General features: G+C 70.4%; 28 protein-coding genes and 1 pseudogene. 16 read left to right on the top strand and 13 right to left on the bottom strand.

The features are described 5' to 3' along the window. Positions 1-52: 52 nt before the first annotated feature. Genes M4J07_RS07310 through M4J07_RS07295 form a run of 4 tightly spaced genes read left to right on the top strand, consistent with a single transcriptional unit; the run spans position 53 to position 2,774 of the window. Positions 53-205, top strand: a complete 153-nt coding sequence (locus M4J07_RS07310; RefSeq protein ID WP_255968716.1) for a hypothetical protein — start codon at positions 53-55, stop codon at positions 203-205. After that, positions 202-1,203: a DUF6286 domain-containing protein gene (locus tag M4J07_RS07305; protein ID WP_255968605.1), complete on the top strand. Its 1,002-nt coding sequence runs from the start codon at positions 202-204 to the stop codon at positions 1,201-1,203. Before M4J07_RS07310 ends, M4J07_RS07305 begins: the two co-directional genes overlap by 4 nt. Beyond that, positions 1,193-1,780: a hypothetical protein gene (locus M4J07_RS07300; RefSeq protein ID WP_255968603.1), complete on the top strand. Its 588-nt coding sequence runs from the start codon at positions 1,193-1,195 to the stop codon at positions 1,778-1,780. The genes M4J07_RS07305 and M4J07_RS07300 overlap by 11 nt, the downstream gene beginning before the upstream one ends. Further along, positions 1,770-2,774 (top strand): YihY/virulence factor BrkB family protein, encoded by a 1,005-nt coding sequence (locus M4J07_RS07295; protein ID WP_374215006.1) that lies wholly within the window; start codon positions 1,770-1,772, stop codon positions 2,772-2,774. The genes M4J07_RS07300 and M4J07_RS07295 overlap by 11 nt, the downstream gene beginning before the upstream one ends. Here M4J07_RS07295 and M4J07_RS07290 read toward each other — a convergent pair. The 4 genes from M4J07_RS07290 to M4J07_RS07275 form a co-directional block, all read right to left on the bottom strand. Then, on the bottom strand, positions 2,683-3,687 hold the full coding sequence (locus M4J07_RS07290; RefSeq protein ID WP_255968601.1) for an L-threonylcarbamoyladenylate synthase: 1,005 nt from the start codon (positions 3,685-3,687) through the stop codon (positions 2,683-2,685). The genes M4J07_RS07295 and M4J07_RS07290 overlap by 92 nt on opposite strands. A 96-nt stretch (positions 3,688-3,783) precedes the next feature. Then, on the bottom strand, positions 3,784-4,284 hold the full coding sequence (locus M4J07_RS47845) for a helix-turn-helix domain-containing protein (protein WP_305127400.1): 501 nt from the start codon (positions 4,282-4,284) through the stop codon (positions 3,784-3,786). A 158-nt stretch (positions 4,285-4,442) separates the two neighbouring features. Next, on the bottom strand, positions 4,443-4,580 hold the full coding sequence (locus M4J07_RS07280; RefSeq protein WP_255968599.1) for a hypothetical protein: 138 nt from the start codon (positions 4,578-4,580) through the stop codon (positions 4,443-4,445). 8 nt (positions 4,581-4,588) lie between these two features. Continuing rightward, positions 4,589-5,236 (bottom strand): TetR family transcriptional regulator, encoded by a 648-nt coding sequence (locus tag M4J07_RS07275; protein WP_255968597.1) that lies wholly within the window; start codon positions 5,234-5,236, stop codon positions 4,589-4,591. Between the two features lie 384 nt (positions 5,237-5,620). Between M4J07_RS07275 and M4J07_RS07270 the strand changes: the two genes are divergently transcribed. Continuing rightward, entirely contained in the window at positions 5,621-7,219 is a 1,599-nt protein-coding gene (locus M4J07_RS07270; protein WP_255968595.1) for a GMC oxidoreductase, read from the top strand. A gap of 63 nt (positions 7,220-7,282) precedes the next feature. After that, positions 7,283-8,644, top strand: a complete 1,362-nt coding sequence (locus tag M4J07_RS07265) for a lipase family protein (protein WP_255968593.1) — start codon at positions 7,283-7,285, stop codon at positions 8,642-8,644. Between the two features lie 142 nt (positions 8,645-8,786). Here the strand turns inward: M4J07_RS07265 and M4J07_RS07260 are convergent, their stop codons facing one another. Beyond that, on the bottom strand, positions 8,787-9,443 hold the full coding sequence (locus tag M4J07_RS07260) for an SDR family NAD(P)-dependent oxidoreductase (protein ID WP_255968591.1): 657 nt from the start codon (positions 9,441-9,443) through the stop codon (positions 8,787-8,789). Positions 9,444-9,526: 83 nt separating this feature from the next. Between M4J07_RS07260 and M4J07_RS07255 the strand changes: the two genes are divergently transcribed. Beyond that, positions 9,527-9,898, top strand: coding sequence for a MerR family transcriptional regulator (locus tag M4J07_RS07255; protein ID WP_255968589.1), 372 nt, complete (start codon positions 9,527-9,529; stop codon positions 9,896-9,898). A gap of 81 nt (positions 9,899-9,979) precedes the next feature. Here the strand turns inward: M4J07_RS07255 and M4J07_RS07250 are convergent, their stop codons facing one another. After that, a complete protein-coding gene (locus M4J07_RS07250; RefSeq protein ID WP_255968587.1) occupies positions 9,980-10,843 on the bottom strand; it encodes a LysR family transcriptional regulator in 864 nt (287 codons plus the stop codon). 124 nt (positions 10,844-10,967) lie between these two features. On the opposite strand from M4J07_RS07250, the gene M4J07_RS07245 reads away from it, so the two are divergent. From M4J07_RS07245 to M4J07_RS07235, 3 genes are all read left to right on the top strand, one after another. Then, a complete protein-coding gene (locus tag M4J07_RS07245) occupies positions 10,968-12,323 on the top strand; it encodes an MFS transporter (RefSeq protein ID WP_255968585.1) in 1,356 nt (451 codons plus the stop codon). A gap of 110 nt (positions 12,324-12,433) precedes the next feature. Next, the gene (locus M4J07_RS07240) at positions 12,434-12,973 is read left to right on the top strand and encodes a hypothetical protein (protein ID WP_255968583.1); all 540 of its coding nucleotides are present in this window, start codon (positions 12,434-12,436) and stop codon (positions 12,971-12,973) included. A gap of 214 nt (positions 12,974-13,187) precedes the next feature. Continuing rightward, positions 13,188-14,186 carry a lytic polysaccharide monooxygenase auxiliary activity family 9 protein gene (locus M4J07_RS07235; RefSeq protein ID WP_255968581.1) on the top strand — a complete coding sequence of 333 codons (999 nt, stop codon included), beginning with the start codon at positions 13,188-13,190 and terminating at the stop codon, positions 14,184-14,186. A 216-nt stretch (positions 14,187-14,402) separates the two neighbouring features. Here M4J07_RS07235 and M4J07_RS07230 read toward each other — a convergent pair whose 3' ends face one another. After that, entirely contained in the window at positions 14,403-15,185 is a 783-nt protein-coding gene (locus M4J07_RS07230; protein WP_255968578.1) for a carbon-nitrogen hydrolase family protein, read from the bottom strand. A gap of 342 nt (positions 15,186-15,527) precedes the next feature. Between M4J07_RS07230 and M4J07_RS07225 the strand changes: the two genes are divergently transcribed. After that, positions 15,528-16,088, top strand: a complete 561-nt coding sequence (locus tag M4J07_RS07225; RefSeq protein WP_255968702.1) for a DUF4383 domain-containing protein — start codon at positions 15,528-15,530, stop codon at positions 16,086-16,088. A 32-nt stretch (positions 16,089-16,120) separates the two neighbouring features. Here the strand turns inward: M4J07_RS07225 and M4J07_RS07220 are convergent, their stop codons facing one another. Together M4J07_RS07220 and M4J07_RS07215 are read right to left on the bottom strand one after the other, a co-directional pair. After that, the gene (locus M4J07_RS07220) at positions 16,121-16,732 is read right to left on the bottom strand and encodes a sigma-70 family RNA polymerase sigma factor (RefSeq protein WP_255968700.1); all 612 of its coding nucleotides are present in this window, start codon (positions 16,730-16,732) and stop codon (positions 16,121-16,123) included. A gap of 141 nt (positions 16,733-16,873) precedes the next feature. Continuing rightward, positions 16,874-17,098: a hypothetical protein gene (locus M4J07_RS07215; protein WP_255968576.1), complete on the bottom strand. Its 225-nt coding sequence runs from the start codon at positions 17,096-17,098 to the stop codon at positions 16,874-16,876. Positions 17,099-17,263: 165 nt separating this feature from the next. On the opposite strand from M4J07_RS07215, the pseudogene M4J07_RS48215 reads away from it, so the two are divergent. Continuing rightward, a pseudogene (locus tag M4J07_RS48215) lies at positions 17,264-17,515 on the top strand (MerR family transcriptional regulator); the annotation flags it as partial. 57 nt (positions 17,516-17,572) lie between these two features. Beyond that, positions 17,573-18,307 carry a cobalamin B12-binding domain-containing protein gene (locus M4J07_RS07210; protein ID WP_308284737.1) on the top strand — a complete coding sequence of 245 codons (735 nt, stop codon included), beginning with the start codon at positions 17,573-17,575 and terminating at the stop codon, positions 18,305-18,307. A 100-nt stretch (positions 18,308-18,407) separates the two neighbouring features. Here M4J07_RS07210 and M4J07_RS07205 read toward each other — a convergent pair whose 3' ends face one another. Genes M4J07_RS07205 through M4J07_RS07190 form a run of 4 tightly spaced genes read right to left on the bottom strand, consistent with a single transcriptional unit; the run spans position 18,408 to position 22,734 of the window. Then, positions 18,408-19,208, bottom strand: coding sequence for an inositol monophosphatase family protein (locus tag M4J07_RS07205; RefSeq protein WP_255968571.1), 801 nt, complete (start codon positions 19,206-19,208; stop codon positions 18,408-18,410). 34 nt (positions 19,209-19,242) lie between these two features. Then, the gene (locus M4J07_RS07200) at positions 19,243-20,808 is read right to left on the bottom strand and encodes an FAD-dependent oxidoreductase (protein ID WP_255968569.1); all 1,566 of its coding nucleotides are present in this window, start codon (positions 20,806-20,808) and stop codon (positions 19,243-19,245) included. Further along, positions 20,808-21,527, bottom strand: coding sequence for a class I SAM-dependent methyltransferase (locus M4J07_RS07195; RefSeq protein ID WP_255968567.1), 720 nt, complete (start codon positions 21,525-21,527; stop codon positions 20,808-20,810). The genes M4J07_RS07200 and M4J07_RS07195 overlap by 1 nt, the downstream gene beginning before the upstream one ends. 28 nt (positions 21,528-21,555) lie before the next feature. Beyond that, positions 21,556-22,734 (bottom strand): lycopene cyclase family protein, encoded by a 1,179-nt coding sequence (locus M4J07_RS07190; RefSeq protein WP_255968565.1) that lies wholly within the window; start codon positions 22,732-22,734, stop codon positions 21,556-21,558. Between the two features lie 215 nt (positions 22,735-22,949). On the opposite strand from M4J07_RS07190, the gene M4J07_RS07185 reads away from it, so the two are divergent. From M4J07_RS07185 to M4J07_RS07175, 3 genes are all read left to right on the top strand, one after another. Then, entirely contained in the window at positions 22,950-24,227 is a 1,278-nt protein-coding gene (locus M4J07_RS07185) for a polyprenyl synthetase family protein (RefSeq protein ID WP_255968563.1), read from the top strand. After that, entirely contained in the window at positions 24,224-25,762 is a 1,539-nt protein-coding gene (gene crtI, locus M4J07_RS07180; RefSeq protein ID WP_255968560.1) for a phytoene desaturase family protein, read from the top strand. Before M4J07_RS07185 ends, crtI begins: the two co-directional genes overlap by 4 nt. Beyond that, the coding region (locus M4J07_RS07175; RefSeq protein WP_255968558.1) for a phytoene/squalene synthase family protein at positions 25,759-26,666 on the top strand (908 nt) is incomplete at its 3' end. The genes crtI and M4J07_RS07175, both read left to right, overlap by 4 nt.

The following is a 26,666-nucleotide window of genomic DNA, read 5'->3' as shown; positions in this document are numbered from 1 at the left end:
GGGATGAGTAAGGGTGGCAGTGAGCAAGGCGTTCATCGGAATGCTTGCCGGCATGGCCTTGGCCTTCGCGGGATTCTTCGGTGGCTTCGGGGCGTTCCTGCTCGTGGCCGCCCTCGGCGGGGTCGGCTCCGCGGCCGGACACTGGCTCGACTCGGGAGGCCGGGTGCAGGACCTGCGCGACGGCTTCGAGCGGGGCCGACGATGACCGCGGCCGCCGAGCGCGGCACGACGACCCTCTCGGACAGGGCCGTGCGCAAGATCGCCCGTCGTGCGGCCGGCGAGGCCGAGCCGGTCCTCGCCGCAAGCGCGGAGAGTTCCGCGACCGTCCGCGGCCGAAGGGCGGACGTCGCGGTCAAGCTGGCCCTGCCCTTCCCGGCACCGCTGCCCCAGACGGTCCAGCGGGTTCAGGACCATGTCACCCGTCGCACGCACGAACTGACGGGACTTCACGTGGGCCCGACACGGGTTCAGGTCGACGGACTCCTCCCCGTGCAGACCTCGCGGACCACGACGACGCCGGCGGCTGCCGACGACGCCGTTCCCGCCCGGGAACCCGGTCCGCGGACACCGATGCGCTGGTGGTCCCCGCGCAGACTGCCGATGGCGCTCCTCGCCCTGGCAGCCGCCACGGCCTGTGGCGCTCTGGCGTACGACATGGTCCTGGTGCACCTGGCGCACCGGTCGGCCGCTTCCTGGCGCACCGAAGTGGTCAGCCGGCTGGGGCGGCACGGTCCGGACGACACCGTCGTCGGCATCGGCGCCGGCACGCTGGCCGCCCTCGGGATCCTGATGGTCGCCCTCGCGGTCAGCCCCGGACGACGCGGCCTGCTCACCGTGGTCACCTCCACCGCCCAGGTGCGGGCGGCCGTGGACCGCAAGGCGGTCGCCCTGCTGGTCCGTGATGCCGTGGAGGACGTCCCGGGAATCAGTACCGCGACGGTCAGGGCAGGTCGGCGTCGTCTGATGGTGCGCGCCCAACTGGCCTTCGGAGAGCGGGAGACCGGGAGGAGTGCCGTGGCGGCGGCGGCACGCCGAGCCCTCGACAGCTGCGGCCTGCGGCGCCCGCCGAGGCTGCGCGTGAGGGTCCGCCCCGACAGCACCTGGGCCTCCGCCGAGGGCCGGGGCGGCGACGGCGTCAGGCAGGGATCCGGAACGGCAGGCGTACCCCAGGAACGGAAGGCCGGTGCCCCTGATGCCCAGTAGCCGGACGGTCCTGAATCGCGTCGCGCTGGGCCTGTGCGGCCTGGCGGCCACGGCGGCGGGGGCCTGGCTCGCCCTGGGGCGGACGGCCTGGCGGACCGCCGTTCCCGAGGGATGGTCCGCCCTTCTCCCCCACACCCCTCTCGTCAGCTCCGCACGTCTCGCCTCGATGCGCGGCCAGGGATGGTGGACGCCCACCGTCATGGCGACCGCGGTCGTCTCCGCGCTCCTGCTCGCCGTCTGGGGTGCACTGCAGCTGCGTGGCCAACGGCGGCGGCGCATGCCCCTGCCTCCGTCCCAAGGTCTTCTGCGCACCCGTGCCATGGAGGACGCCCTGGCCGGTCTCGTCATGGATCTCGACGGTGTCGCCCAGTGCGGGATCCGTCTGCGGGGCAGGCCGAGGACGGGGCGCCTGGAGGCGGTGCTTCGCGTACGCCTGCGTCCGGACTCCGCGCCCTCCGCCGTACTTCCCTCGCTCGTCACGATCGCCTCCGATACCGCGGAAGCACTGGCTCCTTACCGCTTTCGACTGCGGGTCCGCTTCACGGCCCGCCGCCACCGCCGGCCCCATGTCCGCTGACCCGCAGCGGGCCCCGGCGGGTTCCGGCCGCGTCCAGGTCGACACAGCCCTGCGTGGTGGCCTACGCGTTCCCGGCTGGAGGGCCGCTCTGCGCCGCACGCCGCTGTCGATGTGGCGCGACGACCTCTCCGACTGCGCGGCTGCCCTCACCTACTACGCGATCCTGTCCGTGCTGCCGTCCCTGCTCGTCATCGCCGTGGCGTTCAGTCTGTTCAGCCCGGGCACGGCCGAGGACTTCATCGCCCACGTCACCGCGTACGCCCCTGGTCAGTCCAGCAGCCAACTCCACGACCTGCTGTCCCGGCCCCTGCGCAACGGCACGGCCGCCTGGACCCTGCTGTGCGGCGGCGCCGTCAGCGCCTTGTGGTCCGCATCCAGCTACCTGGCGGTCTTCCGCCGCACGCTCCACCGCATGTACCGCGTCACGGACCGACGCTCGACCTGGCATCGGGCACATCGCATTCTGCTCACGGCCCTCGCGCTGCTCGGCCTGCTCGTCATCAGTGCCCTGGTGCTCCTGTTGACGGGTCCGGCGTCCGAAGCCCTGGGTCACTACCTCGGGCTGGACGCAATGGCGACCTGGGCCTGGATCCTGCTGCGCTGGCCGCTGCTCGTGAGCACGGTCGCACTTCTTGTCGTCATCGTCTTCCACACAGGCCCGCCCCAGGCCCGCGTCCGAGCGCACAGCGTCCCGGGAGGCGCCCTCGCCGCCCTTCTGTGGCTGTGCGTTTCCGCCGGATTCGCCGCCTACACCTCGGTGTTCAGCACCTACAGCAGGCTCTACGGCTCCCTGGCGGGTGTCGTGGTCTTCCTCATCTGGCTGTGGCTGTCCAACGTGGCCCTGCTGGCCGGCGCGCAGTTCACCGCGGAGCTGAGCGGTGCCGCAGGAGGCTCTCCTGCTGTCACAGGGAACCGCGCGGCCCGGCGGCGCGGCGCAGTCGGTTGGCGATCGCGAGACCGAGCCCTTCCTCGGCCGGCAAGGACGCGACGATGACGTCGCACTTCTCCTGATCCAGGTCGCGCAGAAACCCGAACAACGCGCGCGCGTAAGCCGTCGGCGAATCGGGGACCGCCACCACCGCGTGCGCCTCGACCGGTGTTCCGGCCAGCGAGGCGGGCAGCAGGACGCCCACCTTGTGTCCCGCCTCCCGTGCGGTCTCCGCCTCGATGACGAGCTTGGCCGGCTCGACCAGGACCACCCTGGCGCGCGGCGCGTAGTGAGACGGGTGCTGGCCCGGCACCCTGGTCGAACTCGTCTCGGGGACCTCCAGAGAGCGGCCCAGCGCTGCTTCGAGGTCCTCGCGGGTCACTCCGCCGGGCCGCAGAATGGTCGGCGTCCCGCCGCTCACGTCGACGATCGTCGACTCCACACCGACCGCGCACGGACCGCCGTCCAGCACGAAATCGACGGTGTCGCCCAGTTCCGCCTGGACGTGGTCGGCCGCGGTGGGGCTGATCTGGCCGAAGCGGTTGGCGGACGGGGCTGTGACACCGCCGCCGAACGCGGACAGCAGGGCGAGGGCGACAGGGTGGTCGGGCACGCGCACCGCCACCGTGTCGAGACCTCCGGTCGCTTCGAGGGGAACCCGGTGGCCACGGCGCAGTACGAGCGTGAGCGGGCCCGGCCAGAAACGCTCGGCCAGCAGTCGTGCCGTCGGGGAGACCTCTTCCACCCACTGGTCCAGCTGCTCGGCGCCACCGATGTGCACGATCAGCGGGTGGGACGGCGGACGCCCCTTGACCTGGAAGATACGCGCCACGGCCGCTGGGTTCTCGGCATCGGCGCCCAGGCCGTACACGGTCTCGGTCGGGAGGGCCACGAGCCCTCCGGAACGCAGCACGTCGACTGCCTTTTCCACGTCATGGGTATGCACTGTCACGCGGCAGATCCTCTCACCTCCGCGCATACCGCTTCATCCGGGCCGACCGGCCGGCGGATCGGCGCCGGCCCGCCAGACGCAGCCCGGACTGTGGGACCACCGCCGGTCCCACAGCCGCAGAACTCACAGGTGGACGACAGGCACGGTCGCCAGCAGGTACCCCACCGCGATCCAGACGCCGACCCCGGCCGCCATCAGTCGGAACCTGCGCAGCCGGGCCGGCGAGACAGGGTCCGGCCGTGGACCGACAGGCAGTCCCAGCACAGGTCCGTCCGCGTGCGGCATCGGCCTCGGGCCGACCGCCGGCACCCGGTCACGGCGCCGGGGTGCGGGCAGTTGCTCCGCGACGGACGGCGGTTGGGGGGCTGGTGCGGTGCGGCATCCGCGCGGGAAGGGGCCATCGGCGTGCGGGACGGCCCGCTCCGTGGTCACGTCGGATGCGAGCCCCTGGGACAGTCCGGCGAGGAAGGCGGCGTAGGCGGCCCGGCGGGCACCGGCCGGTGAGGTTCGGCCCGTCTCCCACGAGCGCACGGTCGCCGCGGTGACACCGAATGCCTGGGCCACCTGCGCCTCGGTGAGTTGCCAGGCCCGCCGCACTCGGAGCCGCTCGGCCGGCGGCGGCAAGAGGCATCTCTTGTCCCGGCGGCGGGGATGCGACGGCATGGGCTGCGATGCACGAAGATCGATCGTCATGACCGTACGACAATCCGCCTCGGGGCGTGTGACGCGCCTCGAACGAGGTGCACTCGGATGCCGTAGTACAAGGATCCGCGCTGCGCCGGTCACGGGCCGCGACGGTGCCCGGTCACGAGCAGTGCGTCGAGGAGGTCGAGCAGGCCCTGGTGGTCCAGGTCGCCGGTCGGCCGGTCGGCCGGGCGGCCGCCGCTTCTGCCGCCGCAGGCCCACCAGGCTGTCGCCAAAGCAGCGTTCAGTACGGCAGCCCTTCCATCGCCGCACGCAACGCCGCGTCGAGGCACGCGCCGATCTCCGCACCGGAGGCCGCGTTCCGGCCCTCGTACCGTCGGGCGAAGTCCTCCGCCGCCGCGCGCAGCGCGCCGTTGAGGGTCGCGGCGTGCACAGCGACGCGCAAGGATTCCGCATCGCTTCCTGAGCGCCGCGCGAGCGCTCGGGCCAGGACCGGCAGGGCGTCGTCGTGCGCCTGGAGCCAGACGGTCCGCAGCGCCGGGTCCTTGGAGGTCATGCGGATGAGGTCGAGTATGACGCCCGTCTCGGGCGGCAGGTCACCGATCCGGCAGGTCTCGGTGAAGAAGTCCAGCAGGCTCTGGTCCGGCGGCCAGTGGCGCAACCGGTCCACCACGAAGTCCAGCCCCACCGCCAACAGAGGAAGGACGCAGCTCTCCTTGGTGGGAAAGTAGCGCCACAGCGTACGAGCGGACACGCCCACACCTTGGGCGATCTGCTCACCGGTGGTGGCGGCAACGCCCTGCGCGGAGAACAAGCGGACTGCTTCACGGGCGATCTCGAAGCGGAGAACCGCCTTCCGGCGCTCGACGAAGGACGGCCGGTCACCCGTCGGATCCACTTGTCCCTGCACCTCTGACGGCGCGTCTCGCACCCCACCCCACCACCCTCTGCATCCGGTGCACCGCAGCATATCGGGGGTGCCCGACGGGCCCGGGCCGAGCTGGGTCCGCGAGCCCGGGCGGAGGACTGCACGGATGCGCCGCGTTCACCCCTCAACGTGAGGCCGTGCTCACGCCCTCACCGTGAGGACGCGAGCGCCCCACTCCCACCGGGGCAACGAAATAGCACGCGCAGACATCTTGTCACTCAGTGACACGCGCTCCTACTCTTCGGTAGGTGACCGGCGAGTAACCACTCGCACTCACCCATATTTGGCATGGACATGCACGAAGGTCGCGGCGCTGCGGTGGCAGAACCTGCCCTCCCGTACACACGGCCCGAACTCCCCGTTCTCCCCCACTCGATGGAGCCACGCATGCCCACTCCCAGCCGACGCGCCGTGCTGAGCGGCGCCGCCGGACTCGCCGCCGGCGCGGCCCTCCCCACCGCGACCGCTTCAGCGACTCCGCCGCGCATCAGCCTGACCAGGGAAGAACACCGGGTCGTCGTCATCGGATCCGGCTTCGGCGGCGGTGTATCCGCGCTGCGCCTCGCCCAGGCCGGCGTACCGGTCACCGTGCTGGAGCGCGGCCGCCGCTGGCCGACGGGCCCGAACGCCGAGACCTTCCCCCGCGTGTCCGGCCTCGACAAGCGAGCCCTCTGGTACGGCACGCTGCCCGAAGCCGCCCGCCCGCTCGCCCAACTCCTCGGCACACCACTGAACTTCGCCCCCTACGCAGGGCTGCTCGAACCCGTGCTCGGCGAGAACATCCTCAGCGTCTGTGCGGCCGGCGTCGGCGGCGGCTCACTCGTGTACCAGGGCATGACCCTCCAGCCCTCCGAAGCGGTGTTCAACACCTGGCTGCCCGAAGCACTCGACTACCGGCGCATGGACCGAATCCACTACCCGCGAGTCGCCCGCATGCTCCAAGTGGCCACCGCACCGGACCGGTTGATCGGCGCGTCCACCTACTACGCGGCACGCGCCTTCGCCACGAGGACCCGCAGGGCCGGCTTCTCCGTCGAGAAGATCCCGATGCCGATCGACTGGTCCTACGCGCAGGCCGAACTCCGCGGCGAGATGAAACCCTCCTACACCAACGGGGACTGCGCCCTCGGCGTGAACAACGGCGGAAAACACTCCGTCGACGTCACCTACCTCCAACAGGCCGAGGCCACCGGCAAGGTCACCGTACTGACCCACCGCAACGTCACCTCCGTGGCACGGGCCGCCGACGGCCGCTGGGAGGTGTCCGTCGATCGCACCGACGACTCCGGCAACGTCCTGGAACACAAGATCCTCACCAGCCGGGCCTTGATCATGGCGGCCGGCAGCGTCAACACCAGCAGACTGCTCGTCCGCGCGGACGCCACCGGCACCATCCCCGACCTGCCCGACGGAGTCGGCGAGGGCTGGGGCACCAATGGTGACCGCATCTACGCCTGGACCAATCTCCAGGAGGACTTCGGCAAGGAACAGGGCGGCCCCGTCGTCTACGGCAGCAAGGCCTGGGACGATCCGCACACCGCCAACACGATCATCCAGGCTTCCCTGCCACCGCTGGGCATCGACACCAGGACGACCATGCTCGTCGGCTTCGGGGTCAGCCCCGACCGGGGCCACCTGCGCTACGACTCGGCCACCGACTCCGTGTCCCTGCACTGGCCCCGCAACGGCGACAGCGGCAGCTTCCGCACGATCCACCGCCGCATCACCGAGGTGTCCCGCGGCCTCGGCGCCCTCATCGACACCAACTCCCTGGTCAACAGCACCTGGCACCCCTTGGGTGGCGCCCCGATGGGAACCGTGTGCGACCTCGACGGTCGCGTACGGGGCCAGAAGGGCCTCTACGTCCTGGACGGCGCACTGATACCGGGCACCACCGGCGCCTGCAACCCCTCCATGACCATCGCCGCCGTTGCCGAGCGAGCCCTCGACAGCATCACCGCACAGGACGTCGACACCGTCATCTGACCCACCGTCCGGAACGCCGTCACCACGTCCAGCCACCCGAGACGAACGACAGGAGAGTCCACCGTGAGCCGCAAGAGAACTCGTTCCCGTTCCACTGCCGTCGCCACCTCGGCGCCGCTCGCCGGAGCGATCGCAGGCGCAGTCTGCCTCGGTCTGACGGTCACGCCCGCTGTCGCCGACGACACGCACTCCGTCGTCTCCCGCGGAGTCACCATTCCCGAGTTCTACAACCCGCCGACCGAACTGCCCGAGGCCAATGGCACCCTGCTCCGGACCGAGGACATGCCGCTCGGCCTGAGCATCCCCGGCCTCGACGGACGCGCCATGCCCGGCACCGCGACCCGGCTGATGTACAAGTCGACCGACTCGGCCGGCCGGCCCGTCGCCGTGACCGGCGCGTACATCGAACCCACCGCCGAGTGGACGAAGTCCGGACCGCGCCCGCTGGTCGCCGTGGCGCCCGGCACCATGGGCCAGGGCGATCAGTGCGCCGCCTCGTTCGCCCTGGAGCACCCGCTCACCCTCAACGGGGACACGGTGTCCGTCGGCTACGAAGCCCTGGCCATCTATCGGATCCTGGCCACCGGAGCCGCAGTCGTCCTCACCGACTACGTCGGCCTCGGCGCCACCGACCGGCTCCACACCTACGTGAACCGGCTGGACGAGGGCCACGCCCTGCTGGACGCCGCCCGCGCCGCACGCTCGGTGCCCGGAGCCTCGGTCACCGCCTCCTCCCCCACCGGGCTCTACGGCTACAGCCAGGGCGGCGGGGCGAGCGCGTCCGCCGCCGAACTCCAGCCCGGCTACGCCCCGGACGTCCCCCTCGCGGGTACCTACGCCGGAGCACCACCGGCGGATCTCACCGCGACCATGAAGGGCATCGACGGCAGCGCCCTCGCCGGCGCCCTGGCCTGGTCGATCAACGGATTCGCCCAGGCCGACCCCGATCTCCGGGCAGTGGTCGAGGCAAACGTCAACGACACCGGCAAGGCCGCGCTCAAGGACGCCTCCACCATGTGCGTCGGCGACGCCCTCTTCGGCTACGGCTTCGCCAAGAGCACCAAGTGGACGACAAGTGGCGCCTCGATCGCCGACGTCATCGCCGCCGAACCCCGCGCGCAGGCCGCCCTGGACAGGCAGCGCATCGGCACACTCACACCGACGAGCCCGGTTCGCGTGGCCACCGGTGTGCAGGACGACATCGTGCCGCACGGGCAGGCCCGCCAACTGGCCAAGGACTGGTGCGCGAAGGGCGCCAAGATCACCTACAAGCCCCTCGTCCTGCCGAACCTCGGCGACAAGATCCTCACGAACCATCTCGTGCCGCTGCTCACCGACCAGGGGGACGCCATCTCCTGGCTGACGGACCGCCTGGCGGGCAAGCCGGCCACATCCAACTGCTCGACCCTGCCGCTCCAACCCTGACCGCAACACCTCGGAGTCGGGCACTTCACACGATGTCTCCGGCGCGGCCTCGCGCGAACCGAGCGACGAAGGGTGACCGGGCCGAACGCTCCACGCGTCCGACTCGGTCATCGGCTCGCCGGTTCTTGTCAGCAGCGCGCTGTCAGGAACGGCCGGCGTGCAGCGCCTCACGGGCCCACCGGTGGCGCGGTTGCGTGTGCAGGCGCCAGTAGTGCTCGGCGATGTCGTCCGGGTCGAAGTCGGTGCCGGGGGCGACCGAGCCGTCCACGGTGACGCTCGCCGCGTGGACTCCGCGCGAACCGTACTGCTGGTCGAGCAGCGCGATCAGGGTCCGCACACCCGCTTTGCCGAGGGAGAGGCTCACGTACTCCGGCTTGGGCTCGGGCATGCCACCCGTCACGAGGAACGTCCCGCTCCCCCGTACCGCCATGGCCGGAGCGAGGCGCGCCGCGGCATTCAGTGCGCCGACGACGTTGACCGCCCAGGCTTCCATATGGTCGCGCACCGACAACTCGCCCAGTCCGTCCGGGCGCACGAGCACGGCGTTGTACACGACCACCTCCGGTACGCCGTGCTCGCCGACGGCCTGGTCCAGGGCCGCGTCCAACTCGGCCCGGTCAATGCTGTCGGCCTGCAACGTCAGGACCGGGACGTCATGGGGAGCAAGCCCGTCCGCAACGTTGCGCAGCGCTTCTCGGCGCCTGGCGATCAGCGTGATGGCCATCCCCTCCCTGGCGAACCGACGAGCGACCGCCTGCCCGATCCCCGGTCCCGCACCAATGATCACTGCACCCGGCATGATCCGGCCCTCCTCTTCTCGATCGGCGATACTGGCGACGGTAGGGCGTCACATCAATGTGAAGGTCAAGGAGCATGCCCAGGATGCGAATCGGCGACCTCGCCCACGAAACCGGGGTGAGCAGGCGGCTGTTGCGCTACTACGAGGAACAGGGTCTGCTCCGGCCGGTACGGTCGGACAACGGTTACCGCGAGTACGCAGACGCAGACGTAGCCATGGTGCGCCACATCCGAACACTGCTCGCCGCGGGACTCTCCACCGCGGTCATCGGCAGGGTCGTGCACTGTGTGCGCGACAAAGACGAACTGACGGTGCCACCCGGCTGCCCGACCTTCATAGGGGAGTTGCAACGCGAACACGCCCGCATCACCGAGACGATCAGCCAACTGGAGAGCTCGCGGCGCATGCTGGACGCCGTTCTCGACACGGCGCCTCTCAACGGTGACAAGGCGTAACGCGAGCCCCCTCCGCAGGCGGCGCCAACGGACCGGGCCACGCCGGTCCGGGAGACAACGACACCTGTCAGGGCCCGATTGTCAGGGCCCCATCCCCCGCATCGGATTCGCCCTGGACAGAATCGCGTTCGCCAAGGCCTCGACCGGTTCGGTCCGTGCACGGGGGTTCGTGAGGAGAACCTGGTCGATCTCTCCGAGTTCCGGAAGACCGGCACTGGGCGGGAGTTCGGCGAGGTCGCCCGGGGCCAGGCTGTGCGTGAAGATGGCGATGCCGAGTCCGGCGCGCACCGCCGCGAGGACGCCATTGACCCCCTGCACGGTGCACGTGACCCGATAGCGTCGGCCGACGGCGTCGAGTGCACGGGCGGCGAGTGCACGGCTGAGGCTCGGGGCCTGGTAGACGATCAGCGGGACGGGTCGGTCCGGTGTCACCTCGATGCCGGGGACGGACGCCCAGATGAGCCGGTCACGGCGGACCAGGCGCCCCCGCCCCTCCCCCGGCTCGGCCTTGACGAGCGCGATGTCGAGGTGCCCCGACTCGATGCGGCGCTGCAACGCCGGTCCCTGGGCAACCGTCAGCGCCAGGTCGATGCCTGGGTGAAGCTTGCGGAAGTCGCGCAGGACGGTGGGGACTTGAGTGAGGGCGATGTCGTCCGTGACGCCGAAGCGCAGTCGTCCGCTGAGCCCGGAACCGGTGAAGTAGTCGACCGCTCGCTCGTGGGCGGAGATGATCGTCCGGGCGAAGTCCGCCATCGCCTCGCCGTCGTCGGTCAGCGCGACGCTGCGCGTGTCGCGTACCAACAGGGGTCGTCCTGCGGCGTCTTCGAGCTTGCGGACGTGCTGGCTGACAGTGGGCTGCGCAAGGCCCAGCTGTGTCGCGGCCCGGGTGAAACTCAGAAGTTGCGCCACCGCGAGGAAGGTGCGCAGATGCTCAACGCTGTACATGCGACCCGTCCCGTCCGTCCCATCCATTGAGGAACGTAATCACTGTAATAGCTTGGATTCCATTTCGGAATGACTCCCGGGCCGTAACGATGGAGGCACACCGACTTCATGAGGTGACTGACCCGTGAACCGCCAGTCCGGTCCCGACGACCCGCTGCCCTCCGCCCCCTCCATGACACCTCGATCTCACCCCCCGCGCCGCGTCCATCTGTTCAGCTCGCTGCGGGAGCGGAACTACCGCCTATTCTTCGCAGGCCGGCTCCTCGTCAACACCGGTACCTGGGTGCAGCGGATCGCACAGGACTGGCTCGTACTGACCCTCACCGACAGTGCCACCGCCGTGGGCATCACCACGGCGCTGCAGTTCCTGCCCACGCTCCTGTTCGGTCTCACCGGAGGCTGGATCGCGGACCGCTGGCCCAAACGCCGCGTGCTGCTCATCACCCAGTCGACGATGGGCCTCACCGCTGCCGCCCTCGCCGCCCTCACCCTCAGCGGTCAGGTGACCGTATGGCACGTCTACGTCATCGCCTGCACGCTCGGTACCGCGACCGCCATCGACGAACCGGCCCGGCAAGCCTTCGTCAACGAGCTCGTCGGACCACACAACCTGCGCAACGCCATCGGGCTCAACGCCTCCGCCTGGCAGTTCGGCGCCCTCATCGGACCCGCGCTCAGCGGCGCCCTCATGGCGAACGTCGGCACGGGCTACGCCTTCGCCATCAACGCACTCACCTACCTCGCACCACTGGGCTCACTCCTCCTGATCCGCCCCCACGAACTGCACCGGTCGAGCATGCCCCCGACGTCCGACCGCCGCCTGCGGGAAGCGCTCCGTCACCTCACCGAGAACCGCACCCTGCTGTGGCCCATTCTCCTGGTGGGTGCGTTCGGGCTGTTCACCATCAGCCTTCCGGTGACGCTCGCCTCCTACGCGAAGTCCGTCCTGCACGCCGATGCCGGCGGATACGGGCTGCTCAGTGCGGCCACAGCAGCTGGAGCACTTGTGGGCGCGCTCATAGCCGCGTATCGGCCGCGCACCACGCAACGCGCCCTGTTCGGCATCGGCGGGGCACTCGCCGTGCTCTACATGGGGGCATCGCTCGCCACCGGTCCATGGGCCCTGGCTGTCTTCCTGGCTCCGATGGGTGCCACGACGACCCTGCTCAACACCGCCACCAACACAGCTGTGCAGATCGGTGCACCCGAAGCGTTCCGCGGGCGGCTCATGGGCGTGTACGTCCTCGTATTCGTCGGCAGCGGTGCCCTCGGCGGCCCCCTGCTCGGCGCCATCAACCAGACATTCGGGCCCCGCACAGCGCTGTTGATGGCGGGCGCCGTACCCGCGATCTGCGCCACGATCCTCTGGCTCACGCGTCCGTCGAGGCAGATGCCGTCCGCCGCTCCCGACTTTCACCGCTCCCTGGTGGTCGCCCGCTCGACGCAACAGGTGCGGCCACGAGGGAGGAAGTTCGGGTAGATCACCCACGAGCTCGTCGACGCGGTGTCTGTCGGCCCGTCCTTCCCTATCTCCGTACCGGATTCTTCGGGGAGTTGGATGCCGGCGTCGTGTAGCGCGGCCTTGAACCCTTGGCGAAGGGACCGGGCGACAGCACCGTCCTGGGCCATCAAGACGCGCAGGGCGACGGCGTTGTCATCCGGCTCAGCCCCACCGTGCTCCGCATCAACGCGCGCACCTGGGGGGACAGCTCCGGTTCCCACTTCGCAGGACCCGACAACGGCGCCGACGTCGTGAACACCAAGTGGTACCGCAACGACGAACTCGTCGGCGGCGGGCCCGCGTTCGAGATCGTCGGACTGCCCACCGTGGCCGAATCGGCGAACTACCGCCTGGAGACCGAGGCCAGGCGGGAGAACCAGCCCACCTGGGCCTCCAAGGCCGACGCGAGCACCGACCCCGATCTGCCCGCCCCTCGCTACGACATCCCCACCGACGGCTACGGCAAGCTGTCCGGTGGCAAGGACCTGCAGTTCACCCTCGCGACCGGGAACCGCCCCACGTCAGCCGAACTCTCCTACTCCGTGGGACGCCGGCACCACGTGGAAGAAGGCGAACGTCACCCACCGCGCCAACGACGCCGGCGACACCGTCACGCAGACGGTCACTGACGCCTTCGGCCTCAGATAGCGGAGCGGCAGCCCGCGGTCCCGGTTCCACAGCACTGAAACCGGGACCGCGTCCTGCACCTGGCTTCCATCGAACCGAGCCCTCGCGGATCTGGATCTGAATCCGGCCATTCGCACAAGCGAGGCAACCTTTTCCCGCTCGGTGGCGACGACAGAGCGAGCCGCTCATCGGAGACTCCCAGAAGGAGACGTTCCCATGACCGTTCCCCGCCCGTCCGCCAGACCGCGCCTCCACCACCGCGGACGCCCATCGGCGCTCGCCGCGAGACTGGCCTCACTGGCCGCCGCCACCGGTATCGCCGCGGCAGCCGTGCTGGCCGTCCCCGGCACCGCCGCCGCGCACGGCGTGGCCATGGTGCCCGGATCGCGCACCTACCTGTGCTACAAGGACCTGCTCGCCAACTCCTCCACCCAGATGCCGGCCAACCCCGCCTGCAGGGCGGCTGTCCAGGAGGCGGGCACCACACCGCTGTACAACTGGTTCGCGGTGCTCGACTCGAACGCCGGCGGCCGCGGAGAGGGATACGTCGACGACGGCACGCTGTGCAGCGCGGGCGACCGCAGCCCGTACGACTTCTCGCCGTACAACGCCGCCCGGACCGACTGGCCGGTCACCCACCTCACCGCGAGCACCACCATCGAGGTCGACTACAGCAACTGGGCCCACCATCCCGGCCGGTTCGAGGTGTACGTCACCAAGGACGGCTTCGACCCGGAGCAACCGCTGGGCTGGGCCGACCTGGAGAAGGTACAGACCGTCCAGAACCCGCCGCACGAGGGCGGACCGGGTACCGAAGCCGGCCACTACTACTGGGACCTGCAACTGCCGGACCGTACAGGACGGCACATCATGTTCATCCAGTGGATCCGCTCGGACAGCCAGGAGAACTTCTTCTCCTGCTCCGACCTCGTCTTCGACGGAGGCAACGGCGAGGTCACCGGACTGACCGGCAACGGCGGGTCCGCCCGCGCCGTGACGGCGAACGACGCCGGACAGGCACACACGAGCGCGCACACCACCGCGCACTCCCCTGCACACTCCACCGCACACACCGCTGGGCACGCCACGGCTCACTCCGCCACGGACTCCTCCGGCACAGACCGAGCGGTCCTCCTGGCCGGATCCGGTTCCCTGGCCGTGATCGGCGGTGTCCTCATCCACCTTCGCCGCCGCGCGCTCAGCGACGACCGCTGACCGACCGCGCACCGGCGACCGCCCGAGTCTCGCCCCTCTGAGCCGGCTCAGGACTCGGGCGGTCCCTCACGCCGGGCACAGCGCACGCGACGGGAGTCGTGACTGGCCTTTCCGACCCGTAGTCGTGGGGTGCGGCGCTCGTCAAGTGTGCTGCTGCCGGCGCCAACGGTGCCGCTTCATCAACCGCCGACGGCCGGCGCCCGGTTGCTATCGGACTCATGGTGCGGAGTAGCTCAACTTCAGCAGGTCCCGCCGTCGCTGACTGAGGTACCAGTTGGCGGACTCGGTCAGGTCAATGGTGGTTCTGATGACTGCGGTCTGGCCGGCGGTCGCCTCCGCGAGGATCTCTCCTCTTGGTGAGATGACCATGCTGGGGCAGTGCTGGCGCGGGTCCGCCACGTTGGCTGCCAGAACGTACCGTTGGTTCTCGGCAGCGCGGCTGATGAGGTGACTGCGCCAGACTCCGGCAGGCTCGGAGGGGTTGGCCGCATGGGTGAGGTAGATGAATGCCTGGGCCCCGCGGTCGGCCAGATGCTGCCATTGTTCGGGGAAGCGGATCTCCCGGCAGATCTGAACGCCGAGCGTGATGGGTCCGCCTGCCAGGTGGATCGGGAGCGTCGGGAGCTCGGAGCCGGCAACGAGTCGGCCGCGCTCGTTCATCGCCAGGTTGACCTTCCGGTAGGTCCAGCGGGTGCCGTCCGGGGCGAAGTAGAGAGCAGCATTGCTCCAGACGCCGTGCTCAAGGAGCAGGGTGCCGCAGAACAGATGGACGGCTCTGCGCTGAGCCAGCTCTGCGAGGCTGTCCAGGGCGTGCGCCAGGGCCGAGGGCTGGAGATGTTCGAGGGCTGCGAGGTCGGTGCCGTATCCGGACAGGGCCCCTTCGGGAAGTACGACGATCTCGTCGGGCCGGGCGTCCGCGAGGAGAGAACTGATCGTGGCTAGATTGTGCTGGATATCCCAGGTGATGGGGAACTGCCCGATCGCGATGGAAGCCTGCATGAGTCCTGCTTTCGGCAAGTGACCTCATCCACGCAGGTGCTCCCGCCGCCGATGCCGCGGTTGCGGCAGAGCACCCGCCGAACATCCAGGAGCAGACATGATCACCGCTGGCCCGGTCAACATCCAGGCCCCGCGATCACGGCGTAATACGCCTGCCCGGTGGGCTGCCTCCTGGTACTCATCGCGCTGAGCAAGATCGCCCACTCGGCAACCCCACTGCGCCAGAAGCGGGAAAGGCTCTGCCGGCTCAAGCGTCTCTGTTCGCCTATGCAACCGTCCGGGCCTCTCGCGCTGAAGTACGACTCAAGAGGCAAGACGAGCGAACAGAAGGGCGCCCTCATCATGGAACTCAAAGACGAACTTCCGCTCGACCACAGACTGGCTGCCGTGTACCGCTGGGGCGCGGCTTTCTGCGGCATCGTTCTCTTGGTATTCGGCTGCCTTGGATTCGCTGACGCGCTGAGCCCGTTCAACACGGACGGCAGCAACATCGCAGGCATGAGCACGAACGGCACCCTGAGCCTGATTTCCGTCATCGTCGGGCTCGCCCTGATCGGCGGTGGAATCATCGGAGGGAACTTCGCCTCGACGCTGAACATGGTCGTTGGCGCGCTGTTCCTGCTGAGTGGATTCGTCCACATCTTCATCCTTGACAAGGGTGCAAATGTGCTCGATTTCGGTATGTCCAACGTGATCTTCAGCTTCGCCATGGGCCTGGTGATTCTTACCTTCGGCATGTACGGCCGGGTATCGAGCCGACTGCCTCACGACAACCCCTACTGGCAGCGGCGGCACCCGCAAGAAGCCGAGAAGGAAGAACGGGCACGCCGGGCGCTGCCGCACACTCCCGCCGCCACAGCGTCCACTCCGGAAATCGCCAGAGGGATGGAAAGCGGGCAGTGATGTGCCCGGCCGGTGCCAGGAGCCACCGACCTTCAGTCCGTGCCTGCTTCGCCAAGTCGCAGGCGCAGTCGGTTCAGCCCTCGCCGGGAATGGCTCTTCACAGTGCCCAGGGGCCATCCGGTCACCGCGGCGATCTGCGTGTGGGTGAGGTCGCCGTAGAAGGCCAGCTCCAGAACCCGCCGTTGAGCTGTGGGCAACTGCTCAAGCTCGTGCCAGACCACCACCTGGTCCAGGACCTTGCGCGCCATGTCGTCCGTGGAGTGCGGTCGCACGCTCAGTGTGCGCTCTGCGGCCGACACCAGGTCTGCCCGGCGGGTTCGTGCGGTGAGGGCATCGGCGACTTTGCGGCGGGTGATGCCGACGATCCATCCGGCGAAGGCGCCCCGTTCCCGGTGGTATCCCGTGCGGCCGCGCCAGACGGCCAAGAACACCTGCTGCGTGACGTCCTCGGCCTCGCGAGTGTCACCCAGTGACCGATACGCCAAGGTGTGGACGAGATTGCCCCAGCGGCGGTACGCGGCCTCCAGGCAGGCCTCGTCGCCGTGCTGTACTCCTTCGGCGATCTGCTCGTCGGCCAGTGACTCTTCGAGGGGCACCCACAGGCGGTCGTTGTCCTGCGTCCGGATGTTGCTCTGCGCGCGCATGGGCCGTGCCCTTTCGTCGCCGATGAGGTGATCTTCAATATGGCGACTACAACCCTCGGAAACGAACTGCATCGAAACTGCGTCGATTGGTGCAGCAATGGGTGCAGCGATGGGTGCAGTGTCAGAGCCGGGCGTCTCCCCCTACAGGCGTCTGCGGATCTCCTCCCAGACGTCGGCGGGAGGCGGCGCCGGCCGGGCCGGGCCGGCCCGGCCGGCTTCCAGGACTCGGAAGAACTCCTGGAGGGTCGTCGAGCAGGTCGCGCAGCGGCTCAGGTGCCGCTTGGTGGCATGCGGTGCGCCGTCTCCGAGGGCGATGAGCGCGAGGTCTGCGGACGATGGATGGCGGATCTGGGACTGGCCTGGCATCGGTCACCTCTGACGGCCTGGCTTGCGGGGCGAAGCGAAACGGGTAGGGCCCCGTCACCGGGCGTTCCGCCCGCCTTGGCGTATCGGATGCGGATGCGTATCGATCGTGGCCACGGCGACTCGCTCACTTGCCCCGCATCGCTTCCGCATCGGTATTCTTGAGGCATGCATGCCGACGGAGTTCCTGAACCGCTGCTGGTGAGCTCCGATCCGTTGGACGCCGGTATCACTTCGGGGGTGCTGGCCCGCCGCCTCGGCCTCTCACCGACAACGCTCCGCTCCTGGTGCCAGCGATACGGCCTGGGTCCGGCGCGGCATGAGCAAGGCCGCCACCGGCGCTGGTCTCCCCACGACGTCGCACTGGTCGAGGACATGTGCCGGCTGACGGCCTCGGGAGTCCCTCCCTCGGAAGCAGCGCGCGCGGCCAAGGCGCGCGCCGCTGCCGCCAACCAGCACACGGGGCCGGGCACCGCCGTGCCCGCCTCACCTTCCGGAGCACTCCGGCCCGCCGACGGACAGACGGTCGGCCCCGCTCCTGCCGGCCCGCCGACCAACGCCGCACGTCCCCAGTGGCGCGGCCTCGCCAGGGCCGCGCTGCGCCTGCAGTCCGACGTCCTGGAGGAGCAATTGAACTCCTTCATCCAGGAACACGGAGTGATCGCGGCGTGGGAGGAGCTCATGATGCCGACCCTGCACGCGGTCGGCCGCAAGTGGGAGTCCGCCGGAGACCGCTACGTCGAGGTCGAGCACTTCCTGTCCTGGCACGTCTCCACCGCTTTGCGCAGCGCACGGCTTCTGCTGGACACCACCAAGACCCGCCGCGGCGGCCCGCCCGTGCTGTTGGCGTGCGTCCCGGGCGAGCAGCACACCTTGCCCATCGAGGCGGTCCACGCGGCCCTGCTGCAGTGCGGGCAGCCCGTGCGCATGCTGGGCGCCGCCCTGCCCTCCGAGGCACTCATTGCGGCCGTGCGCCGTACGGGCCCGGTCTCCGTGATGCTCTGGTCGCAGACACGGTCCCTGGCGAACACGCCGCTCGCGGTTCATCTCACGCGGATGGCCTGGGGGGCCGCCGGCGCTCGCCAGCAGGCCGCTCTGCTTCTCGCGGGGCCCGGTTGGCGGGGCGTCACGGTCGAGGGAGCGGCGCAACCGCAAGGGCTGCGCGAGGCCATCAACCTGCTCGCCCCAGGGACACTCCGTCTGTCCCGCTAGTGCCCTGGCCGTAGAGGTACGCCGGGACAGTCGTCCGGACGGCTGGATGCACGGTGACGTCCGCTCCGACTGCTGGGGCGTGGTGGCTGCGGTCGCTGCACTAGCTTCGGCTGCGGATCATCGACATCAGCAGCCCGTGGGTCTCGTCGTCTGCGGCGGCCACCAGCCCGCGGCCCGTCTCACCGATCGGGGCACCGTCGATCCCGGTGACGGTGCATCCGGCAGCCCGGCACAAAGCGATGCCGGCCGCGAAGTGCACGCTCTGGGAAAGGTCACCGCCATGGGTGACGTACGCCGCACGCTTGCCGGCCGCGACCCAGGCAAGCGCAAGCGTCGTGGATACGACGCGCGGCCGGAACCGTTCGCCGAACTCAGGGTGGGCCAGCAGATCCACGGTCCGGAATCCCGGCGCACCGGCGAACGGCGGATCCAGATTCACGTCCACCAAACCGGTGGCGGGCGTGGGCGTCAGCAGTACGTCGTCGGCCTCCTCGCGCCGCCCCCAGGACGTCTCCCCGTCGGTGAAGAACACCTCGCCGCTGAACGGGTCGGCCACCGCCGCCGCCCCGTCGCGCAGCGCCACGTTGACGGCCACCAGCATGCTGCCGGCGGCGTAGTTCAGCGTGCCGCACAGAGGATCCACCAGCCACTGGCGCACAGCGTCGGCATCGCCGTGCTGCCCGCCTTCCTCGCCGAGCACCGCGTCATCGGGCCGCGCGGCACGGATGATGCCGAGGATCGCCTTCTCGGCATCCACGTCGGCGGCGGTGGCAAAGTCCCCGGCACCCTTGTCGATGCGATGGAGGCGCTGGCCGTACATGGTGCGGACCACGTCCGCACCGGCCCGCGCCCCGGCTATCGCGACGGCAACATCATCGGCACTCGCGTATGAATCGATCACGCCGTGCAGCCTACCGAGGGAAGATCTGGCGGTCCTATGGCGTCCTCGTCCACCGTGCCAACTGCCGCTCCACCGGGCCGCGTCCGCGCACGGGAACGGTCCACAGCTCGTGCCCCCGCAACCGCCACTGCTCCAGCAGTGCGTTGGCCGCGAGGGTGCCGCTGGTGGCCGCCCGTTCCATCAGCGCGACCGGAAGTCCGGTGCGGACCAGATCACCGGCGATCATCAGGCGGGGGTTGCTGGTGCGCACGGTGGGGCGGTCCTGGTAGCCCGACACGGAGAACAGGGGGCAGTCCTGGCGCCACTCGTGGCGCGCGTCGATGATGCGGGCCGTCCTGATCTCCGGATACACCCGATGCAACTGGTCGATGAGACCGTCCTGCTCGATGGTGGGGTCGGCCTTGTCCGCGACGGCGTAGGCGTGCAGTTCGACGACCGAACCGCCGGTGCGCCGCGACCAGTTGTGCGCCTCGTGCTCCCAGCGCTCCAGGACGCTGACGTTGTCCAGGCCGCCGTAGCCGCTCGTACCGAGGAAGCCGGCCCGACCGGCGCCGACCGGCCGGTCCAGCCACAGGCGGGACACCAGGAAAGGGGGTGCGGTCTTCAGGCGGGCGATGCGGTCGTACCAGGACGGGGCGGCCAGGCCGGGGCTGCCTGCGAGGAGTTGTTGAAGGCCGGTGGTGTCCAGGGCGAGGACACACGCGTCGTAGTGCTCGGAGTCCGTTCCGGCGGTGAGGGTGAAGCCGCCGTCGGGCGAGGAGGTGATGTGGTCGACCGGCTGGGACACGTGGATGTCGGCGCTCAGTTTTTCGAGGTAGAGGGCGAGCGGGTCCCACAAGGCGGTCGGGAAGGGGTCGTTGGGCACGTCGAACAGGAGGCCCTCGGCGGAGCCCAGGAAGTAGATGTGGAACATCAGGACCATCTCGGCGGCGGACAGGCGCCGCGGATCGGCGAAGAAGCTGCGGGAGAACACCTCGAACGCCAAGTGGTGGGCCGCTTCCGGGAAGCGGATCGCGTCCAGGAAGTCGTGCGCGCTGAAGGAGTCCAGCCGGTCGTACACCTCGGGTACCCGCACGTCCAGCAGAGCAAGGGCCGCTCGGGCGTTCATCCGGGGCAGATCGCCGAGGGAGAAGGTGGGGCTTCGTACGGCGAAGCCGAGGGCGCTCCACGGTGGCGTCCTGGGGACGTGGCGGAAGCTGTCCCGCATGCCGTTCGCGTGCCACAACGGGTAGTCGGGCAGCGGGGTCAGCCGTTCGAGGCGGGGATCGGTGCGGCGCAGCAGCGAGCGCAGGTTGTAGTACTGGCGGAAGAAGGCGTGGAAACCGCGGCTCATCGTGACGGACGAGCCGTCGGCGAGCTGGGTGCTCCACCCCGCCACCCGTCCGCCGAGGGTGGCCTCGCGCTCGAACAGGGAGACTTTCACGCCGCGTTCGGCGAGGGCCACGGCGGCCGCGAGCCCGGCGATGCCGCCTCCGACGACCGCCGTGGACGGTGGCGTCCCGGTGGCCTCGGACGCTCCGGGTGTGGCGGGAATGAGCGTCGCCAGCCGGTCGAGGGCTCCTGGTGGCGTGCTGCGTCGGCGGTTCAGTCGGCGGTTCATCAGTGTGTCCGTTCCTGCGGCACCTGGCCGACGATGGTGTGGGTGATGCCGGTCTGCCAGCCGGGCAACGGAAGGATCCTCACCCGGTCGAATCCTGTGGACGACAGGCGGCGGGCGAAGTGGTCGGCGGTGTCGAACTCGACGACGCTGCGCCACAGATGCCGGTACAGGGCACCGTCCCCCAGTGCGGTGGTGACCGGCAGCAGTCCGGCGCAGACCGCTGACCACAGGGCGCGATGGCGTCGTCTGCCGCTGAGGGTGTACTCGTGAACCGCCAGCCGGCCGCCGGGTTTCAGCATGCCGCGTACGGACGTGAGGATCCGGTCGGGGTCGGCGGTGTTGCGGAACAGGTAGGCGGCGAACACCGCGTCGAAGGGGCCGTTGATCCCGGCCGTGGCCAGTTCTTCGGCCGAGGTGTGGGCGAAGGTGACGCCCGTGGGCCAGTGCTTGCCGGCCGCCTGGGCCAGCATGCCCGCCGATGCGTCCACGGCGGTGATCTCCGCCCGGGGCAGCACGGACAGCAGCGCGGCGGTCGAGGCGCCCGTTCCGCAGCCGAGGTCCAGGACGCGCAGCCCTTGCCCGTTCGAGGCAAGGCCCAGTCGGCGCGCCGAGCGCCGCAGGTGTGCGTGATAGCCGGGATTGGCTGTGACCAGGGCGTCGTAGCTGCGCGCGGCGTGGTCGAAGGCTGACGCGAGGGTCGCGTCGCGCAGGGTGGGCATGGATCTCCTCGCCGGGTGCCTGGTCGGATCAGGATGCGGGGTGGGGTTGCAGCGGGAGGGCAGGGAGCTCCGCCGCGCTGCGCAGCAGGGACAGGATGGGGCTGTTCAGCCCGATCGAGAGGTCTTCGCAGAGCGTGGTGTCGCCGTCGAGGAAGCGCAGCAGGCGCGGCGCGGGGACGCGTGAGAACAGCTGGGTGAAGAAGGCGGCGCCGTCGATGCGGCCCCGTGCCAGGCCGTGCAGCACGACGGCGTCCATGGCCATCGACCGCCGCGAGTGAGGGGCCGGCGGCACCGGAGTACGTCCTTTCAGCAGAGCGTCGCAGATCGCCGCGGTCTGACGCTGGATGGCGGCGAAGGTGTATCCCGTGGACGGGCGAGTGGCACCTCCGGCCGCGCCGATCCGGAACACGCCCTGACCGCTCTGCCGGGCGAAGCGGGCGTCGGTCATGGGGATGACGCCCTCCTCGCGCGCGTCGATGCGGAAGTCCCGCACCGCGAGAACGTCGTGCAGATAGGCCCGAAGGGCGCGGTCGTAGCTGTCGGCGGGCAGCACGGACGCGGAGAACTGCGTGTACTCCACCAGGGCTGTGCGGGCGCTCGTCGGCAGTACGTAGGTGAAGGCCAGCCCGTTCTCCGGCTGCGGGGTGCGGAAGTCCATCAGCTCGACGGAGTACGGGTCGAAGACCGCCTGGTCGGTGCGGACGAACCAGCCCCTGAAGTGCTGGAGCAGGGTCGTGCGGGCCCGCGGCAGACTGCCCAGCGGCCGTGAGTCGAACACCCAGCGCGCGCTCCAGCTCTCGTGACGGCCGTCGGGGGTACGGACCACGACGCGCGGGCCGCCCTCGATGCTCTCGACGGTCCCCTCCGTACGGACCAACGCGTCGTGCTTGGCGAGACGCCGCTCGATCACGTCCTCGAAGTCAGGAGAGCGGATCATCTTGTACCGCAGCGCACCGGTGCTCGCGTCCACCAGATGCCCGCCGGGACCACGCACCCGCATCCGGTTCCAGGAGGCGGTGACCGCGTCGTCGTAGCGGCCCGCTCCCTGCTCCCAGAAGCACCACGTGCGGTCCTTGGGCCGCAACGGGCCTGCGGGGGCGTCTATGAGGCGGATGGACAGGCCGTGCCCCGCCGGCGCGGTGCACAGGCGCTCCGCCAGTGACAGACCGGCGGCTCCCGCACCAATGATCACAACGTCGCACCGCATGGACACCACCCCAGGGTTGCCTCTGTACTCCGCTGCTCTTCTGCCGCCGCATCCGGCACGGATGCGCGATCCGGCTGATGAATCAGGTTCCCGCGAGCAGCAGGAAGAGATCCGAAAAGGTGCTCCGGTTGCTGCAATCCAGCGCATCCGATCACGTGGGAGGCAGGGAAACGCCTACAAAGCATCCCCGTCACCATCCCATCCAAGGAGCCGACATGCCCGCCCACCAGGCAGCTGGCGTCACCGCGACGGCTGCGCCACCACACGGGGCGGACCGCGGTCCCGACCGGGCGGACCGAGCCGGCGACGCCGTCCGGGCCGGGCAGAGTCGTCCGCCGCTGTCCGCGCGAGTGCGGCAGATCGACGCCGACGTGGCGCTGGCAGTGCAGCGTCGCCTGGCCCCTCTGCTCGCCGGGCGTGCCGCGCAGGCCAGTGCCGTCGACGCGGCCTTCGGTGCCGACATCGCCCAACGCGTCGCGGACTTCACGGTGCGCGGCGGGCGGCGGATCCGCCCGCAGTTCCTCTGGTGGGGGCTGCGCGCGTGCGGTCTGCCGGACGAGCGGCACATCGACGCGGCCCTGCGCCTGGGCGCGGCGCTGGAACTGATCCAGACCTGCGCCCTCGTGCACGACGACCTCATGGACGAGGCGGCCAGTCGGCGCGGCCGCCCGGCCATGCACGTCTCCCTCGCATCGCAGTACGCCGATTCCGCGCACGGACACCGCACCCGATTCGGTGAATCCGCCGCCATCCTCGCCGGCGATCTCGCACTGGCCTGGGCCGACGACGAGGCGGCCGCCCTCGACCTGCCGGGCCACCAGCTGACGCGGATCCGCGAGACCTGGTCGCAGATGCGCATGGAGATGGTCGCCGGGCAGTACCTGGACGTGCAGGGCGAACACACGCAGACGCGCTCCCTGAGCCACGCGATCCGCGCCGCGTGTCTCAAGACCGCCCTGTACACCGTGGAGCGCCCGCTGCAGCTGGGCGCGATCCTCGGCGACGCGGACGAGGCCACCCTGCGGGCACTGTGCTCGGCCGGTCGCGCCGCGGGCCTGGCCTTCCAGCTGCGCGACGACCTCGACGACGTCTTCGGGTCCGCCGAGCGCAGCGGCAAGCCGGCCGCGGGCGATCTGCGCGCCGGGAAGCCCACCTACCTGGTCGCTCTGGCCCACGCCCAGGCCGAACGAGACGGCGACCGCCACGCTCTGCAGGTCCTGGGCCGTTGCCTGGGCCGGCCGGACCTCGACGACACCGACCTGGACGAGGTCCGGCACGTCCTCGAACGCACCGGCGCCCGGCAGACCGTCCAGGCGAAGGTCCGCCGCCTCGTCGCGCAGAGCATGCGCCATCTCAGCACGGCCCCGCTCGACCCCGTCGCCCACGCCCGGCTGCGCCTGCTCCTGCAACAGGTGGCCGGAGCAGCCCCGCCCCTGCCTCTCGGCGCGTCTGCCGGGAACCGGCCCATCGCCGTCCAGGGAGCGGCAAAGTGAAGACCGTCGGCGGAAGGACCGACCACGTGGTCGTCGTGGGCGCGGGACTGTCCGGCCTCGCCGCCGCCCTCCATCTGCTGGGCGCCGGACGCTCCGTCACCCTCGTGGAACGCGACGACCGGCCGGGAGGCCGTGCGGGGCGTCTCACCCGAGGCGGCTACCGGATCGACACCGGCCCCACCGTGATGACCATGCCCGAGCTCGCAGACGACGCCTTCGCCGCGGTCGGCGAACGCCTTGCCGACCGGGTCGAGCTCATCGCCCTGCACCCCGCCTACCGGGCCTCGTTCGCCGACGGCAGCACCCTCGACGTCCACACGGACGCGCAGGCCATGCGGCAGGCCGTCGAGGAGTTCGCCGGCCCGCAGGCCGCCGCCGGCTACGAGCGGCTGCGGCACTGGCTGCAGCGTCTCTACCAGGCGCAGATGAAGCACTTCATCGACGCCAACTTCGACTCACCGCTGCAACTGCTCACCCCTGACCTGGCACGCCTGGCCGCGCTCGGCGGCTTCGGCCGGATGGACGCCCAGATCGGCCGGTTCATCAAGGACGAACGGCTGCGCCGCGTCTTCTCCTTCCAGGCCCTGTACGCCGGGGTGGCACCGGCCCGCGCCCTGGCCGCGTACGCCGTCATCGCCTACATGGACACCGTCGCCGGGGTGTACTTCCCCCGGGGCGGCATGCACGCCCTCCCCCAGGCCATGGCCGACGCCGCACGAGCAGCCGGTGCCGACCTGCGCTTCGGCCGCACCGTGCAACGCCTCGAACGCCGCGGCGACCGCATCACCGCCGTGGTCACCAGCGACGAACGCATCCCCTGCGACGCCGTCGTCCTCACCCCCGACCTGCCCGTCACCTACCGTCTGCTCGGCCGCGCCCCGCGCCGCCCGGCGTCCATCCGGCACGCCCCGTCGGCGGTGATCCTGCACGCGGGCACGGACCGCACATGGCCCCAACTGGCCCACCACACCATCTCGTTCGGCTCGGCCTGGCACGAGACGTTCGACGAGCTCACGCACCAGGGACGCCTGATGAGCGACCCGTCCCTGCTCATCACCCGGCCCACCGCCACGGACCCGACCCTGGCACCCCCAGGACGGCACCTGCACTACATCCTGGCGCCCTGCCCCAACACCGACATCGGCCCCAGTGCGGCCCAGTGGGGCGACCTGGCGCCCCGCTACCGCGGCGAACTCCTCGCCGAACTGGAACGGCGCGGCCTGGACGGCATCAGCGACTCGCTGGACGAACACTGCCTCGTCACCCCCGCCGACTGGCATGCCCAGGAACACGCCGCAGGCACCCCGTTCTCCGCCGCGCACACCTTCGCCCAGACCGGACCGTTCCGCCCCCGCAACCTCGTACGCGGCACCGCCAACGCGGTACTCGCCGGCTGCGGAACCACCCCCGGCGTCGGCGTACCCACCGTGCTGCTCTCCGGCAAGCTCGCCGCCGCCCGCATCACCGGCTCCCTCGCTCCCCCGCCCTCCCGGGCCCGCCGCAGGCTCAAGACCCTTGGAGGAACGCCCTCGTGACCGCCCGAGAACTGGACGCCGCAGGCATCGGCGACCCGACCCTGCGCCGCGCCTACACCCACTGCCGCCGGCTCAACGCCCGCCACGGCAAGACCTACTTCCTGGCCACCCGGCTGCTGCCCGCCCACCGTAGGCCCGCCGTGCACGCGCTGTACGGCTTCGCCCGCTGGGCCGACGACATCGTCGACTCCCTCGACGACCGGAGCTCCCCGCACGAACGCGCCGCGGCGCTGGAGGAGTTGGCGGCCTGCCTGCACAGCGGCCTGCGCACGGGCCGCAGCAGCGAACCCGTCGTGCAGGCCCTGGCCGACACGGCGCAGCGCTACGCGATCGACCCCCGCCACTTCCACGACTTCATGAAGGCGATGCGCGACGACCTCACGGTCACCGACTACCCCACCTACGCCGACCTCAGGGGCTACATGCACGGTTCGGCGGCCGTGATCGGACTGCAGATGCTCCCGGTCCTGGGCACCACCGTGCCGCGCCCCGAGGCGGAACCGCACGCGGCGGACCTCGGCGTGGCCTTCCAGCTCACCAACTTCCTGCGCGACGTCGGCGAAGACCTCGACCGCGGACGCGTCTACCTCCCCGCCGACCTGCTCGCCGCCCACGGAGTGGACCGCGACCGACTCCGGTGGAGCCGCGACTCCGGCCGTCAGGACCAGCGCATCACGCAGGCGCTCAGAGCGTTCGAAGCACTGACCCGGGACGTCTACCGGCAGGCCGCCCCGGGGATCGACATGCTGGCCCCGGTGTCCCGCCCCTGCATCCGCAGTGCCTTCGTCCTCTACTCGGGCATCCTCGACGCCATCGCCGACGACGGCTACCACGTCCTGCACCGCCGCGCCGTCGTGCCCCGCCGTCGTCGCGCCGCGGTCGCTGTCGACGGACTGGCCCGCAT

The sequence above is a fragment of the Streptomyces longispororuber genome, from assembly GCF_024448165.1.
In the GTDB taxonomy this organism is placed as follows: Bacteria; Actinomycetota; Actinomycetes; order Streptomycetales; family Streptomycetaceae; genus Streptomyces; species Streptomyces longispororuber_A.
Note: the sequence above shows the minus strand (reverse complement) of the source record. Positions and strands in the feature narration are given on the sequence as shown.